Here is a 15,024-nt window from a genome sequence, read left to right on the forward strand (position 1 = left end):
TCGAGGTTCTCGGCGCTGTGGGTGCGATCAGCCGCCGAAATATAGAATTATCCCGCAACCGACCGAAAAAGCGAAGTTCCAGCTGCCGTCCTGACCCAAGTAGTTTCGCAGATCAGCAGCCTTTGACGGATATATTCCCGATGTCGAATGCAAGGAAACTGAGCTCCGACGAGCTTGGCCAGAAAGGTGAAGCGCGGTTTCGGGAGCTTTGCAACAATGCGAAGCTCATCTGCAACAAGGCAGATTACGACCGTACGGGCTGGGATTTCATCGTCGAGTTTCCGCTCGAGGGGCCCGGGCCGGGCTCATCGTTGGACAAGCGGGCCACTCCTCTATCCTGCCACGTGCAGGTTAAGACCATGTGGTCCGGCAATGACAGCTTCCAGGTACGGCTGTCCGCAATCGAGCGCTTGGCAAAAGAGCCTAAGCCAAGCTTTGTCTATGTGCTGAAAATCGGCGACGATCTCGAGCCGGTCGCGGCATATTTGATCCCCATGCTCGACGAGGCATTGGCCACAGTGCTCCGCCAGCTTCGCGCGGCGACCGCTGAGGGACGAACCCGCATCAATCAAAGCCGTATCCGCTTTCCGTTGCCGGCGGAGCATATGATCGCTCCTTCTGGAGAGGCACTTCGAAGCACGCTCATCCGAGTTTGCGGCCCGGATTGCGACGTAGCCATCCGCAGGAAGGCCGAACAACTCAAGTCCCTCGGTTTCGAAGCCAACGCCTTTCAGGCCGAGACGACCTTTGTGCTAGAGAATGAGAACGAGATTGCCGACGTTCTTTTGGGCCTGAAGCCGGTGCAGATCGAGCAGTTTCGGGGATTTGAGACTCGCTTTGGCATCAAGCTTCCGGTCCCCGACATGAATGGCTCCGGTCTCATGCATATCCAGCCCAATCCAATTGATCGCTGCCAGATCGTGGTTCGGGGCGCGGGATTTGCCGTCCCGGCCAGCGTTCCGGCCGAGATCATCGTGCCGTCCATGCGGCTTGATAAGTTCAAGACGAAGTACCTCGTTCGCGCGGAATTGTTCGACATCGAGGTGACGCAGGCTGGGATGCAATTGAACACGAAGCCGGAAAGCATCAAGTCAGCCAAGCTTTCTCTAGGCGACTGGATCAACTTTTTCAGGATGATGACCATTTTTTCGGCCGGCGCGGCCACAGTCGAGATCGTGCCAGCAAGCCTGCCGCGGGCGAGAATAACCACAAAAATCGGTGCATTTCCCGACCACGAGCAAAGTGCGCGAATCTTGAGCGCATTCGAGAGCGTGGAGGTTTTGATCAGGCTCGCCGGGGCCGAAGCCCCGCTAGTGTTGCTTGGCGACGTCCTTCCCGCAGCGGAACGATACGTTGCCGTTGCTGGGTTATTCTCCGGCTTGAACTGCATGCAGCCGCTCCGATTCAGAGCGAGTTGGCCGAAAGGCGCGCTTCCGGAAGAAATGGATGCTCTCTATATCGATGCCATCCAGGTTGCTGGCATCAAGCTCGCGTTTTCATGCATTGCAACGATGGTTCACGAGGCGGGGGATGGCGATGACATGGCTATGCTTCAATGGTCATCACGGGCTGTCAAGGGCCACGAGGTCATCTCGGTTCGCAGCTACTTAGAAGATTACGACAAGTTCGCCGAACGCAGCAAATCTGAAACCGGGATCGATGCGGTGATGATGGCGACTTACGACGAAGAGGGACCGACGCCCGGCTAGACCTGCAACGCCGTGGCTGCGCGCAAGCAAAGCTCCACTCCCAAGACGAACTTCGTTCAGCCCAAGTAGCCCCTTACGAGAACCAACTACGTCGACGAGACGGCTTTGCCAGGGAACTGCTGGCCGCAGAAACGCCCATCTTGTGCAGGCTATCTCGTCAATGTCATTTGATTGGGGCAGCTCACCGGCCTCATCCCGCGTCAGGAACCATCGCGTTTAGTTGCGCGGGGATGTCGGAATAATGGCCAGCCTTCTCTGCCCGCCGCACCAGCATTGCAAATTCCGGCGTTTTATCTTTCGCAATGCGCATCGCTTCGTGCGTTCGCTTGTCAACATACGTCACATCCGCATAGGCCGCCAAACAACTGAGATGCGCGTCGTTCAAATCGCTCCCCTTCCATTCTCTGGCGTCCGGCCTAAATCTATCGACACCGGATTGGACGACCTGCGACGGCAATCGCCTTGCGGAGACGGTGGCTTTGAGTTTGTCCCACGGCAATTGCGTCATGCGGTTAATCACCCGCAATTTGCCGCGAAACGCCCCGAGCGCGCCCACTTCGCCGACCGTTGTGTTTTCATCGATATCGGATAGATCGATGCCGCTTGCTTCGAGAATCTTTAGTCCTGGATTATCGTGCGTTAAAGTACCGATGCCCAATAGCCGCACGGATTCCAAGAAAGTCGCCGACACGGCTTCCGCGTCGGAAAGACGCCGATCGCCCCGCTTCTTGATGTCCTCGCTCAACACATCGTGCATGGCGCTGAAGCGCTGTCGAATCTCCTCTGGACGACGGACATTTCCCCGCAGAAGGTCGACCACTTTGAGATGAGAAACCTCCGCAAAGCCAGACCGGGAGATTGCCACAATTTCTCTGTCCCGCTCCTGTCTTTGAGCCAATTCGGGTTTCAGGAGCGGCCATGCTTCCAAGAATGAACGGATGATCTCGGCGCCACTTCCGACTCGCAGAAGACCTGGAGCGACGCTTTCGCGCACCTTCGCTGCATCCATCGTCGGCGTATTGAAGGCAGCCTCGACCTCGAATGCCAGTATGTCAATGATCCCGCCAACGACATCCTCGCCGTGCGCCGATCGAACTGAAGCAACGAAGGGCAGGGATTTTAGGTACGAGACACGCTCGACAACGACCTGATCGTCCCGATGCGAGAGCAGTTCCTGGATGTGATGCCAGCTCAGGAGTAGGACGTTGTTGCTCGCATCGAACGCGCGCTGAAATTTCTCTGCAGTGCACTTTCGTTCGCCGTTCATTGATGCGCGATCACGGGCAACATCTCCGAGGTGCGATGAATCGAGCGCGACAAATCTGGGTTTGAGGAGCAGTTGCATTACATAAAAATCCGGGCGTCGTGGCGCTATCGCGCCCAATCGAGCAGAATTCCCACATTCGGACTCTAAGAGAATCGGCGAAGCTCCGGCTATACTGCCACGTTCGCGGTTTCGGGTGAATTCCCGCCAAACGGCGATCGTCGCCCCCGACAGTTCGAAAGGGATCCTCTTGACGGTCCGCAACTAAGAGATCAACGCTCAACGCGAGGCACCATGCAAGAGCCTACCAGCCAGTTTACGCTGACATTCGAGCAGCAGGATACGGTTGCGCATTTGGATCGCCTATTTGGCCATGCGGTCGCGAACCGCTATATGGATTTTTGTCGCCTCGCGGCGTCGGCCACCGAACTCCACGTGAGCCGCCCCTTGGCGGCGCACGCGCTTCGAGAGCTCGAGTCGATGATTCGAAGCTCGCTCAAGGTTCCGATGGAGGCCGAATCAGAACCTCCGGCCGACCCGCAGCGCATCAAGGCGGAGGAAGCTCTGAAGGCTCTCGGCTATGACGAGGCCGCCATGCGAGAGGCCCTAAAGAGGCTTGGCCCCCGCACCACGCATGCGAGCGAAATCCGCGCCATTGCGGAACGCCTCGGTTGGGCCGGCAATAGCGAGGTCACCAAGGCATGGATCGATCTTTGCGAGATGTTCGGCCGGGCGCACGAGCGCTCGTTTCATCGCTCCCTGGCCGTCGATGACGCTTTTCGGCGAGACTTTCAGCGTCCGCTTGAGTACGTGCTGCGAAGCATCGTGCTCGCGTTACAAAAGCGCTATGCCGCCCTGATGCAGCGCGTCGAGCAAATTGCCGCCATGACGAACCATAGCGCCGCGGTTCGGCACTACGAGCGCGAAATACCCGGCGCACTGCCCCTTCAGTGGCATTTCTTCCAAACGATCCAATCGCCCCGGTGGTTGCCGTATCTGCTCCAGCGCAATCTTACGAACGAGCCCCTTGAAGCGGTCGATGGCGCGGGAACGAAGCATTTTCGCGAATGGCCGGTTGGACGTTATCTCCTGAATATTGCCAAGGGATCCGACCGCGAGGCGGATCAACATATCGTCGAGGCCATTCGCCGGGTTGCGGCCAGCAGGCACCCCGACGTCCGGCAACAGGGACTTGAGGTGATTGCAGCCCTGCCGCCCGCGATTGCTGCTACTCTAGTTGATGTCGCCACCGGATGGCTCGATCCCGACAACGCCAATTTTTATCACACGGCGCCGCATGAGCTCATCAAGCGGCTTGCCGATGGTGGGTATCCGACAGAAGTGCTTTCTTTAACGATAGCCGTATTCCAGGTGTTCGACCGCGGCGGCAGCGTGGCCAGCCTGCATCCTGAGGGCATGTACGAACATCATCTGCCGCAAGCGGCCAAGGTATTGGTCGACGCGGCCGGACTTGCGGCGCTGGACGTCTTCTGCGACCTCCTGATCCGTTGCGAGACGATCGCGCATCGTTTTGGCGATGATGCACATGATGACTATAGCTACGTCACGCCGCATCCTCTCGCTGACAGCCAAATGGCAACTTACGGCATCACAGAGGGCCTCACCATTACCGTCCGCGACATTGCTCTGGCGTTGTGCGCGCAAACGCCCTTGCAGGCAAACGCCGTCGTGGAGCGGCTCCTTACGCTCCCGCCAAAGCTGTTCAAACGTATTGCGTTGCATGTCGCATCGAAACATTCCGCCGCGATGCCGGATCTCGGCAAGGCGATCCTTCTTGATCCCGACTATATCGGTGAATCCTGGTGTGAGGACGAATACGCCGAACTTGCACGTGCGCGGTTTTCATCGCTCAGCACGGAGGATCAATCCGCCGTATTGAGCGTGATCGATGGGTTGCCCGCGACCTACCGTGACGGTTGGGCGCAGCGTTTCGAGGAGCATAAGGGCAGCGCGCCGGCCGCCGCCGATATCCGGATATTTGACCTTAGCGTCGTGCGGGACGCCGTATGGAAATGGAAGGATGTACTGCCGCTTGAGCGGCGGACAGCCGTCGAGAACATTGCCCGGGAATTGGGAGCCCCCGAAGACTGGAGGAAGAGGCTCTTCCCCGAGGATGTCAGCCCCGCCTCCATAACAGACTTGTCCTCCCTCCCCATCCCTGCCCTGATTTCGTTCTTGCAGACGTGGACACCTGAGGAAGGAACACGCCAAACCATGGCAGCTTTGGCCCAAAGGCTTAGGTCCTCGGTTGACAATGACCCGGTTCGATTTGCTGAAGCAGCCGATCGTTTTAAGCCGTTGCGTCCGGTCTATGTGCGCCAGTTGCTCGAAGCTCTCCAATTCAAAATGCGTGATGGCGTCGCAACCGCGGCATGGGGCGCAGTTCTCGATCTCCTGGATTCAATCGCATCCCGCCCCACGCAGCCCGAAGATCAAACGCCGATCGTAGACGGAGACGATGGCGATTGGCTTTCGACGGTCTACGCGACCGTGTCCCTCCTGAAATCGGGGTTGCGTCGGGGCGCAGCGGGCATCCCTTATGAACACGCGCCCGTTGTTCTCAAGATCATCAATTGCGTCTTCAACTATGTCCCGCGTATCCCACATACGCAGGATTTCGAGGCCAATTTTTGGAAGCATCCCTATTTTTCGTCCGAACAGTCGATATGGGGTTCGACGATTGAGCTGCTCGTTCTCTTCGTGTTCTGGTCAAGCAAGTTTGCCGAAGCAGACTTCGCGGAGGAGCCGCGCTCCGCCCTGGAACGCCTTCCCGAAATTCGCGGCTTGCTTGAGACAGCTCTTTCGGAGCAGTCGGATGTCGGACGCATTCCACGAGCCATCATGGGGCGCTACCTGAACTGGCTGGGGTATTTCGGCGAGGGTTGGCTGAAGGAACACATCCTCGATATCTTTCCAGACACCAACGCGGATTTTCGACGGGCCGCTTGGCTTGGTCATCTGATAAATTGCGACCGCCCGACCAGAGAGCTCATCGAGCCCATGCTTCCCTGTTATCTCGACGAGATCGAGCGGCTATCGTCGGCAGAGCGGACACAAGAGACCGATCAACGCCAGCGCCGGCTTGGCGATTATGTTATGATCCTGGTGCTGTGGGGGGCTGCCCCGGATGCCTTGACCACTGCGTTTTGGGAAAAGGCGCCGCCACGCGCGCGGGCGCACGCCATTGCACTCCTCGGCCGGGAACTCGCGCTTCCTGCCGCAGACTTGCCGACCGACATAAGACAGCGCGGGATTGCCTATTGGGAGGGCCGTCTGACGGCGGCGTTGGCCGCGGAAGACAAGGAGGCGTTTCAGGAGGAACTGGGTGGCATCGGGCAGTGGTGCGGGAAGAACAATATCGACACAGCCTGGCTCTTGGACCAGCTCTTGCGAATGCTCAGTGGCGGCCTTGTACCCAAAGTCGGCTACATGGTGACCGAGTGGCTCGGAACGGCCGCCGAGACACACCCCGATCTATCCGTCGCGGTCCTTCACGCGCTTCTGAATAGCCCGAAGCTGGACCGCTGGACCTATATGACGCGCAAGGATGCGATCGAACGGATCTTGCGGGCAGGCCTCGCGAGCGGCCAGCCTTCCACTGTGCAGCACGCGACGGAGGCCATCAGTGTGTTATCGGTCTTGGGAGAAGCAAGCTATCTGTCTTTGCTCCGCGAACCTTCTCCGACAGACGAATAAAGTCTCGCGGGGACATCGATGAACGGGACTACGCCAATTGAGCCCTATCATTTCAAGGGATCACTTCGCCTGGGCGAGAATAGCGTTGCCGTGAGCTTTCAAGCTCATGTGGATAGGCGCGGGGAACTCATCATCAAGCTCGAGGAACTGCCGCTCACCGAGGAGACCCGCTTTATCCTGACGGAATGGCATCGGGAAGGAAGCCAGATCACCTATTTCAACCTTTCAGGAGAGGCGACGGATCATGTGACTCTCGATACGGACCGCCTGTACTTCAATTCGATCGGTCCCCATTCGGACTCCGAGCGAGGCGCCTATTTCGTGTTCGATGCGGACTGTGAGCTCGCGACGCTCAGACGCAAAGCTACAAGCCCCTCGCCGGCACCCGTCTATCTCCTCGCGCTTCAGGCATTTCAGTGTTTCCCGCAGGCCACGGCGACGTGCCCATTGGGTGAACTCGTTGCGGGCGGAGATGTCCGCGAGACAGACCTGCAGAATGTCACGGGCTATATCCAGATCCGGGCCCGCGAGCGCCCGGCAGACCTTGCGCAGTGGCGCGCCGACGCCAAGCGGCTGCTTGACCATGTCCGCCGCGTGATGTCGTTTGCCTCCGGCGCCAATCTTGGCGATCCGTCCTTGACCTTCTTTTTCGACGACGACGTGGAAATCGCGGTTCAGCCCCGCACCTACCACCGTGCGTCCCTGATCCCGTCCTTTCCGGTGGTCGGCCGCGACGACATCTTCTCAGCGGCGGTCACCTCGTTCTTCGCGCCGCCGTTCGAAGTGAAGAACCTTTGGATGGCGCTGGAATGGATTGCGATGGAGGCGACGTACAACGAAGTGCATCTCGTCAATGCGATGACGGCACTGGAAAATCTCGTCAGCTCGAACACGCGGGATTCAAGGCAGCTCCTGGATGACGCACTCTTCGCAAGACTGAAATCCACGCTTGCAGCGGCGGTCAAGGATTTCGCGGAAAAGAACGACTTTCAGGCCCTTCATCCCACGCTTGCGGATGAAATGACCACAAAGCTCGCCGAGCTACAGCGCCGCTCCCTGCGCCGCAAGCTCGATATCCTGCTAGCGCGTTGGTCGGTCCCCATGGAAGGCATCACCAAAGCGATGATCCGCGGCGCGTTCAATGCCCGAAACGAAATCATTCATGAGGGTCGCTACTACGTGGAGGGAGAGACGCGACCGGAGCTTTGGGGACACTACTGCATTATTCGCGAGATCGTCACCCGGATGATCTTTAGTGCCATCGGCTTCAAGGGTCGCTACATCTCGCACCTCGGCGGCTACCACCAGGCCAGCTATCCGCCTCAGGAGGGTTAGGTTGATCGACCTAGCTTTCCTAGCCTTCCACAGGAACTTCCTGCCCGGCGCGACGGAACGATTCGTCGTCACGTTCGAGCTTTTCGTGTGCATCCTGCACCAGTGCTGCAATCTCATTCATAATCTCTTCCATCGCTCGCACCGCAACCGTATTGTCCAGCGTGGGATGCAATTTCAGCAAAACCGCCGAGATCAGCAGAAGCGATATGGCGGTCGAATGCGCGGGATCTGCCAAGCCCGCGTTGCTCGGTCCCGCGAGCACCGTCGTGGCGCCGCCCAATAGCCCCATCCTATGGAATATCCCCTTGGGATTGGCATGGACGTTATGACTTGCGAGGCGGTAATACGGGGAGAGATGCTGAATTTTCGCTGACGCTTGAATGTCGGCGATCGTCGGGTTCTCCTTGCCCAGGGCTTCGGCGGCCCAACCATAGCTGTTTCCAAACGCCGCGCCGAATTTACCGATTGCTTGCTTATAGTCCTTCTCGATAATTTCGATCGTTTGGTCATCCATCGGCTGGATATGAAGCTGCGTTTCAAAGCGCTTGTACTGCCGGGCCGCTTTGCGGGCTTCGACGATTTCGTGCATGCGATAGCGCTCGGACAGGCTCTCGCCATGCTCCTCGAGCAAGCAAGCGACAGCGGCGATCTCATGCATGGTACGCCACCGCGCCATGGCGCCATCGGCGAATCCGCTGCCGAGGAGGCAAATCACCTCCTCCGTGATCTGGCAGGTGCGAGCGTGCAACCGGATGAGAAGGTCGAACGTGAGGGGGCGATCGCCTCCGCCGGCAGGGCGCAACGCATTGTTGATGCCGCTGCCGAGCTCTCGGGAGATAGTACAAAGCATCCTCAGCCGTTCTAGCCCCGGTCCCCACCGCAGGTTAAGGTTTCTCCGGAAGCGATCCAGGTCGCGCTTTTGAGCCCGTGCCTCCTCGGGCCAGCGGCGCTTCATGCTTTCCAGAACAACTTCCGTGCCACGAACGGTCATCTCCCGAAGGAGCCTAGGCAGCGAATTCGATAGCTGCTCCATCCTCTCTTCCGCCTTCCGGCCGTCCTCCTCCGTGAACTCGATCTGAATACCAGACAGCGCAGGTTCATCGACCGATGCGCTCGTCCCGTCCAATATGCGCTGCGCAAGCGCGTTCAATTTCACCTTCGAAAGCTCTATGTTTTGGCGTCGGAGTTTTTCGTCAAGCAGATCAGCACAGATCTTGAGCGGCCACTCATGCTCCAGAATAGCGTCGATGGTCTCCTGTAGTGATTTCATGTGATGTGGCCTTTCCGCTCTCGCGTTGTCGTTGGTAGCGTTTTGCGCCGTAGCGGGAAATCCACGAGGGTCCCGAGCCTTCAACAAGAACGTGCCTGTCAGATCGAACCCGACGAGCATCTTTCCGACCACGTGCACCCGACAACCATTTAGCGCCTCAGAGTAGCCAGCCCTCTCCGTTTCGAGCCGCTGCCTCAAATGCGCAAAGGCCTCGCGTTCATCCGCCGCATCGAAGAGCAATTGCGATGCGCTGGAGTTCGGATAGATCACGAGGTGCCGATCGGACGCGTGCGATGTGCAGATCAACTTATCGCGCTTGCGAAGAATGGCATCCAGAATGTCCGAAGCCCAGGCAAGCTTCGGTTGGCTCGCGCCATCGGCGAACCTTCCGCCAAAGTCGCCGAGCAGCATAAGGCTTTTTCCGCTTTTTTCAAACTCGGTCATTTCCCGCTGATCGTCGGGATGCGTCGCTTCCGTGATTTCAATCAGCGCGTCCTTGCCCGCGATCCCGAGCCCGACCGTGAAATCGGGAGCTGGCGGTTCAGTCTTCGAGATCGCAATCGGGGGTTCGAACATCTGCGCGCGAACAGCCGCAGATATGAAGTGACGCAGCACAAACCGCTCTTTGGCTTCTTGGGTGCGCTTATTGGGCCCCGTGCGCGGGCCGACATTTGTGCCGAGGTCCCCAAAGGCCGCATCAAGTTCCGAAAGCGACGTTATCTCAACTCTATCCATGGCCGCACCCGCCCGATGATTCGAGCCGCTCGAACGTAGGGCTTCAAATAGGTTTTGATTCGAAGTGTCAGGCTAGCACATTCTTGCGAGCCCTCCGGGGTGTGCCCCACCGTCCTTACATCGGCGTGTCAGCCACATACGGGCTCGGCAGGGGTACTTGCGGCGGTGGGTGAACCCGCGCGTCAAATCGCATAGAGTGCGTTCCGTTTAGGGAGCTCAGAAAACATTGTCCTACTACATCCAGAGCACATCCGACGGCGCCGAGCCTAACCAAGTCCTCGGCGTATGGAACGTTGATGAAGCCATAGCCAAGCGCGTCGATGTCATGGATTCCGAACTTGGACAGGTCAAGGCCCAGCCGGGCAAGACCGCTCTCGAAACCCTGCGTGACTACTATCCAGGTGCTTCGTTTGAGGAGCTGGGGCTTGAGCCCGGCGAATACTACGCTGGGATGGCGCGACCAATCCTCGGAGAAAGCCCGGGACGTAATCCGGATCAAAGCACTGAGGCGATGAGCCGGCGCGCAAGCGCGAACGGACAGCTCCACGCACTCATCCAACAGCTCGAGCAGATTTGCCGCGTTGTCCATCCCAAGGAAACAAACTTCCAAGCCTACGGACACGAAATCCGGAACGTGCTCGTCCTGGCATGCATGGAATTAGAATCGCAATGGAAGGCCATTCTTGGATTCCACGAAGCGCGCGCAAAGAATACAGAGGATTACGTCAAGCTTTGCGCGGCGATGAAATTGGCCGACTATGCCGTCGAATTCCCATATTACCCATGGATGCCGGCACGTCGCCCGTTTCAGGGCTGGCAACACGGGACGAAAGATCTGCCATGGTACGGCGCCTACAACTCCGTCAAGCATAATCGTGACAGCCATTTTTCCCAAGCCTCCCTCGACAATGCGTTCGAGGCGCTAACGGGCTTCTTCATCATGCTCTGCGCCCAATACGGCTGGGATTTCGCACTCAAAGGAGATTCCGCGTCTCGCGCCTTCTTCTGCCTGAAGGCATTTCCGCAATGGTCACTCCGTGAATACTACCTCCCGCCGTATGTTGGGGCCTTGAGAGAGCGGAAGTATAGGTTTTAAAAGCTGCGAGCTCGCACAGTGATGACCTTTAATTCGCCCGCATGCCGCAATGGACGGCAGCCCGATGGAATCAGCCCCTGACGAAAACGATATCCGGCAAATGCTCGAACGCCTGCGCGCGCCGGCGTTCCCTGATGAGGTGTTCAACGCGCGCGACCCTGCCCTTGGCCAAATCCTGGACTGGAAGAGAAGCACCGCGAGCTCGGCGCTCGCGGGGTTGCTGACCGACCCGCAATTCCATGCCAACACGATCCGTCTTGAATGGCTACAACGCCTGGTGCTGTCAAAGTCGAGTGGCAAGCGTAAGCCGCAATCACGAGACTTAAGCTTGGCCCTGAACGACGGTCTCGATCGATCCGGCGTCCTGCGCCTCGAAGATCCGATCGAGGATCTATTCTGCGATCGCATCGCAACGCACCGCGGCGACCTCAGGATTTTCCTGGGCGTATGGGAGGGAGCGGCCGCGTACACACAAACCATGCTCGACGCCTTTGAAGCGCTCCCGGCAGGAGCCATGAAAGACAAGGCGCTGCGCTCGACTTATGCTCTGCTTCAACTCAGTGAAGCACTCGCTGCGCGCGCAGACGTGGATCGGATAACGCAGTCTTCGGGTCAACCCGCCGGGCGGTTTACGGTCCCCGCGTCGGAGGACCTCAAACGCCTCGCGCGACGCGTCCGGTTTTCGGATGCCGATCTCAGCCGACTGGAAATCGACAAGGAGGCCTTGGCGCCGTTCCTCCTCCAATCCGGACAAGAAGGATATGTTTGCGACCGGCCCGCAGGCGAAACGCCGCTTGAATACCATCCGCTGGAAGCGCACCCGTCCGGTATCACCGTTCTGATCCCGTCGAACCTCTCGGTCGCAGTCCGGGCCGTCCTGGTCAATGCTGCCAATACCGGAGGCATGGGCGAAGCGCTCCAGCAGGCTTTGCTATTGGAACAAGAGGTGTATTCCGAACGCTCGGGGTTTTGGCCCGTCCCATCCGTGAGGTTGTCGGCACCGAATCAATATATGATGCGAGCCAGCGTGTGCGCCTACGCACCGGCCGGTTCCTGCACGTCCTTCAACTTCCGGCGACGTTCGACGATTTTCCCCGGCGCAGTTTCGGTTCGGTGCGGCGGGTTAGCCGCGAAGCGAGCCAATTTGTCGCGCAAGATATCGAGCGGTTTTGGAGCTTTCTTCGTCAACAGCCGGATTGCCGGCTCGCAGTAACAGTCCTTCTCCTTGGCGGCTGGGGAACACCCCACAGCATCGATCCGCCGATCAACGATGCGGACGCGCCGGCGAACTGGCTCTATCTGCCGCTCAGCTTCATGATGCCGCCGTGCTCGGCGCCTGTGAGCATGGCAAACTCAGGAGCATTCTTCGGATGCTTCAACAGCTCACCCTGCTGGAGCAGGATGGCTTCACCTTTCAATACCTCAACGGCATCGCCAATCTCTTCGGCTTTTGGCGGACGACGGATGGCAATCTGATTCCGGAGCACTTGGCGCAAATCGAGCCGCCGTGCTCGTTATCGCTTCCTACTGATGAACTGCTCGTTCCACGGCAAGAGGCCGCCCGGCACCTCGATGTGCGGGCACTGCCAACGCTGCCGGCGGGCTTCAAGGTTGTCCAGCGCCTCGATTGGGACAATCCCTCAGACCTCAAGCCGATTTACGCAAGCCTGGAGGACGCCCGGCAAAATCGGCTACTCGGTGTCAGCGTTTTCGGGCATCACGTCTGGTGGCTTGAGTGCTCTGAAAGCGGATCCCCCGACCGGAATTGGCGCTATCGCGTCTGGCACGCGCTCTTTCAATGGATCGCGGCAGTCGGGTCAATCCTCATTACTAAACTGGATCATACCTTCCCGGACGGCCCGCGCATGGTCGAGGTTATCATACCGCCGCGATTGCGGGGCGAACCAATCGATCCCGCCGGGCTCGGACGGCAGCATGCGCGCGATGCCTTGACCGTCCGCCGGGCAGCGGACGGCATCGCGGCACGGGTTGATGTTGCCGAGGCATGGCTTCAGCAACTGGGCGCGGCAGCGAACGATGCCGAAGTGGAGTTGATCGCAGCTGTTCTGGAGGGGCTGGCTGCCCCGGGTGCCGTAACACGCGCCGTTCTGGCAGAGGCGGTGCGCGCGGCCATCGGATCGGCCGATTGGCGCTGGCTGCATATTCGAGAGTCCCTCACGCCGCTCGATTATCTTGCCGGCGCGGGACTTATCGGCGCCATGCGCGAGCCATCGCTTTCGGCGCATTCCCTTGCCAAATGCCAGTCGGTCTGGACGTTCTGGGATCGGTCACGCGGCCTCGAGGTCACGGGGGAAGACAACTGCAAGGATTTTCTTGCCAATTACAGGTCGACGCTGCTTGCGGAATTGACCGCTCGCATTCGCGTCATGAACCGGCAAGAGCTCGTCATGGCATGCGCCGGCCAGTATCAGGCTGCCCGCGCCGAGCAGGAGCAGTGGCGCTCGACCATTCGCGCCATACGTGCCATTCGCGGCACGGCCGCCGATGTCGCGGCATTCAAGCGGCAGAACGGCGTCAATTCCGTCGCCCGCGCCGCCAAGACCATCTGTGAAATTGCGGCATGCGAAGCGGCGACCACCGGCGGCCTTATGCCGTATCGGGACGATTTGGACGAACTCTTCGCGTTGGCTTTGTTGATCGTCGGAAGCGGACGGCTCTTTGCGTTGATCGGCGCGGGCCTGCACGAACCTGAGCTTCGGATCAGTCCAGCCGGCGATCTCTTGAGTGACCATTCCGTGCAGACGACGGTCTTGCGGCCAACCGTAGAATTGATGAACCGGCGCGTTTTGGACGACGCGGCGGAATCCTACCTTCGCCGCAGGTCGCGGGAGCAGCCAGGCGAGCCCAGCGAACAAAGCGCCTGGACGCCCGCGCTGTGCGCGGCCATCGAAACGGAATATCACACCCCGGTAGACAGTTTCATCAATCTGCAATACGCGCTCGCCCGCATGGCGGAGGCTCGACATGACGGCGTCTTCACGATGCGACGGAGCGAGCTGGCGAACGTCCTGAACGGGGACAAGGACTTCCCATCCGATGACGTTAGCGCCTTCTTGAAGCGCCTCACGCTGCCAAGCCGCGCGCATTGGCTGGATGTTTCGGCGGGCCTGTCGGAAGCGGACTTCAATCTGAGCCGTTTCGACCGCCCTTACTCAATCATCAATCGCCCCTTCGTGGCGCTTGACGACAGCACCGACCCTCTGATCCTCATTGCGCCTATATTCGTCAGCGACGGCTGCATGTACTCCTTCGCGGGGCTGAGGGAAGGAACGCTCAACAATACGTATTGGACGTCGGACGCCACGCGCGCCTATGCGGGTTCGCAAGGCCATGCCATGGGCGAGCGGTTTGAAGACGACGTTGGAGACCGTCTGCGTAAGCTCGGCTTGGACGTGTGGACGCGCCGGGCGCTTTCGTGGGCGCTCAACATGAAGGTTGATCCCGCGCTCGGAAACATCGATGTGCTCGCTATTAGCCCGGATCGACGTCGCGTGTGGGTTATCGAGGCAAAGAACCTCAGGCTTTGCCGCACGGAAACTGAAATCGCATCACGTCTCTCCGAGTACCGCGGCCGCATGACCCGCGGCAGCAAGGGCCGCGAAGCGCCAGACAAGATGCTCCGTCATATGCGACGAGTCGAATTCATGAGGAGCAACGCCAAGGCCCTGTGCTCACGGCTCAAGCTGAACTCCCCTCCAGAGGTGCGTGGCCTGCTCGTGGTGGACGCTCCCCAGCCCATGAACTTCTTTGCGGCCGGACAACTCGCAGACGGGCAAACCGTTATGCTGGACGCGATCGATGACTTTCAGTTTTGAATTCGCATTTCGGATCCGCCCATGTTCGAACATTTCCGCCGGTGAGCACAAGTATCGTCGCC

At 59.1% G+C, this 15,024-nt stretch carries 8 protein-coding genes; 6 read left to right on the top strand and 2 right to left on the bottom strand.

All coding sequences use genetic code 11. From position 1 onward, the window contains the following. Nucleotides 1-140: 140 nt before the first annotated feature. Nucleotides 141-1,709, top strand: a complete 1,569-nt coding sequence (locus JJC00_RS32645; protein ID WP_200469878.1) for a hypothetical protein — start codon at nucleotides 141-143, stop codon at nucleotides 1,707-1,709. Nucleotides 1,710-1,899: 190 nt separating this feature from the next. On the opposite strand, the gene JJC00_RS32650 is transcribed toward JJC00_RS32645, so the two are convergent. After that, nucleotides 1,900-3,054, bottom strand: a complete 1,155-nt coding sequence (locus JJC00_RS32650; RefSeq protein WP_200469879.1) for a hypothetical protein — start codon at nucleotides 3,052-3,054, stop codon at nucleotides 1,900-1,902. A gap of 213 nt (nucleotides 3,055-3,267) precedes the next feature. Here JJC00_RS32650 and JJC00_RS32655 point away from each other — a divergent pair, with 213 nt between their 5' ends. Together JJC00_RS32655 and JJC00_RS32660 are read left to right on the top strand one after the other, a co-directional pair. Next, entirely contained in the window at nucleotides 3,268-6,690 is a 3,423-nt protein-coding gene (locus JJC00_RS32655; protein WP_200469880.1) for a hypothetical protein, read from the top strand. Between the two features lie 18 nt (nucleotides 6,691-6,708). After that, nucleotides 6,709-8,025: a hypothetical protein gene (locus JJC00_RS32660; protein ID WP_200469881.1), complete on the top strand. Its 1,317-nt coding sequence runs from the start codon at nucleotides 6,709-6,711 to the stop codon at nucleotides 8,023-8,025. Nucleotides 8,026-8,044: 19 nt separating this feature from the next. Here JJC00_RS32660 and JJC00_RS32665 read toward each other — a convergent pair whose 3' ends face one another. Further along, on the bottom strand, nucleotides 8,045-10,030 hold the full coding sequence (locus JJC00_RS32665; RefSeq protein ID WP_200469882.1) for a DUF5677 domain-containing protein: 1,986 nt from the start codon (nucleotides 10,028-10,030) through the stop codon (nucleotides 8,045-8,047). Nucleotides 10,031-10,256: 226 nt separating this feature from the next. Between JJC00_RS32665 and JJC00_RS32670 the strand changes: the two genes are divergently transcribed. The 3 genes from JJC00_RS32670 to JJC00_RS32680 all read left to right on the top strand — a co-directional run bounded on the left by JJC00_RS32670 (nucleotide 10,257) and on the right by JJC00_RS32680 (nucleotide 14,962). Further along, complete coding sequence (locus JJC00_RS32670; RefSeq protein ID WP_200469883.1) at nucleotides 10,257-11,126, top strand: hypothetical protein; 870 nt, start codon at nucleotides 10,257-10,259, stop codon at nucleotides 11,124-11,126. A gap of 49 nt (nucleotides 11,127-11,175) precedes the next feature. Beyond that, nucleotides 11,176-12,339, top strand: coding sequence for a hypothetical protein (locus JJC00_RS32675; RefSeq protein WP_200469884.1), 1,164 nt, complete (start codon nucleotides 11,176-11,178; stop codon nucleotides 12,337-12,339). Nucleotides 12,340-12,496: 157 nt separating this feature from the next. Then, on the top strand, nucleotides 12,497-14,962 hold the full coding sequence (locus JJC00_RS32680) for a nuclease-related domain-containing protein (protein WP_200469885.1): 2,466 nt from the start codon (nucleotides 12,497-12,499) through the stop codon (nucleotides 14,960-14,962). The last annotated feature ends 62 nt before the right edge of the window (nucleotides 14,963-15,024 follow it).

The sequence above is a fragment of the Bradyrhizobium diazoefficiens genome (assembly GCF_016616885.1).
In the GTDB taxonomy this organism is placed as follows: Bacteria; Pseudomonadota; Alphaproteobacteria; order Rhizobiales; family Xanthobacteraceae; genus Bradyrhizobium; species Bradyrhizobium diazoefficiens_F.

What these genes read in the sequence shown, in the direction of transcription:
- JJC00_RS32645 (WP_200469878.1), top strand. Translation starts at nt 141, where the DNA reads ATGTCGAATGCAAGGAAACTGAGCTCCGACGAGCTTGGCCAGAAAGGT.
- JJC00_RS32650 (WP_200469879.1), bottom strand. Translation starts at nt 3,054, where the DNA reads ATGCAACTGCTCCTCAAACCCAGATTTGTCGCGCTCGATTCATCGCAC.
- JJC00_RS32655 (WP_200469880.1), top strand. Translation starts at nt 3,268, where the DNA reads ATGCAAGAGCCTACCAGCCAGTTTACGCTGACATTCGAGCAGCAGGAT.
- JJC00_RS32660 (WP_200469881.1), top strand. Translation starts at nt 6,709, where the DNA reads ATGAACGGGACTACGCCAATTGAGCCCTATCATTTCAAGGGATCACTT.
- JJC00_RS32665 (WP_200469882.1), bottom strand. Translation starts at nt 10,030, where the DNA reads ATGGATAGAGTTGAGATAACGTCGCTTTCGGAACTTGATGCGGCCTTT.
- JJC00_RS32675 (WP_200469884.1), top strand. Translation starts at nt 11,176, where the DNA reads ATGGACGGCAGCCCGATGGAATCAGCCCCTGACGAAAACGATATCCGG.
- JJC00_RS32680 (WP_200469885.1), top strand. Translation starts at nt 12,497, where the DNA reads ATGCTTCAACAGCTCACCCTGCTGGAGCAGGATGGCTTCACCTTTCAA.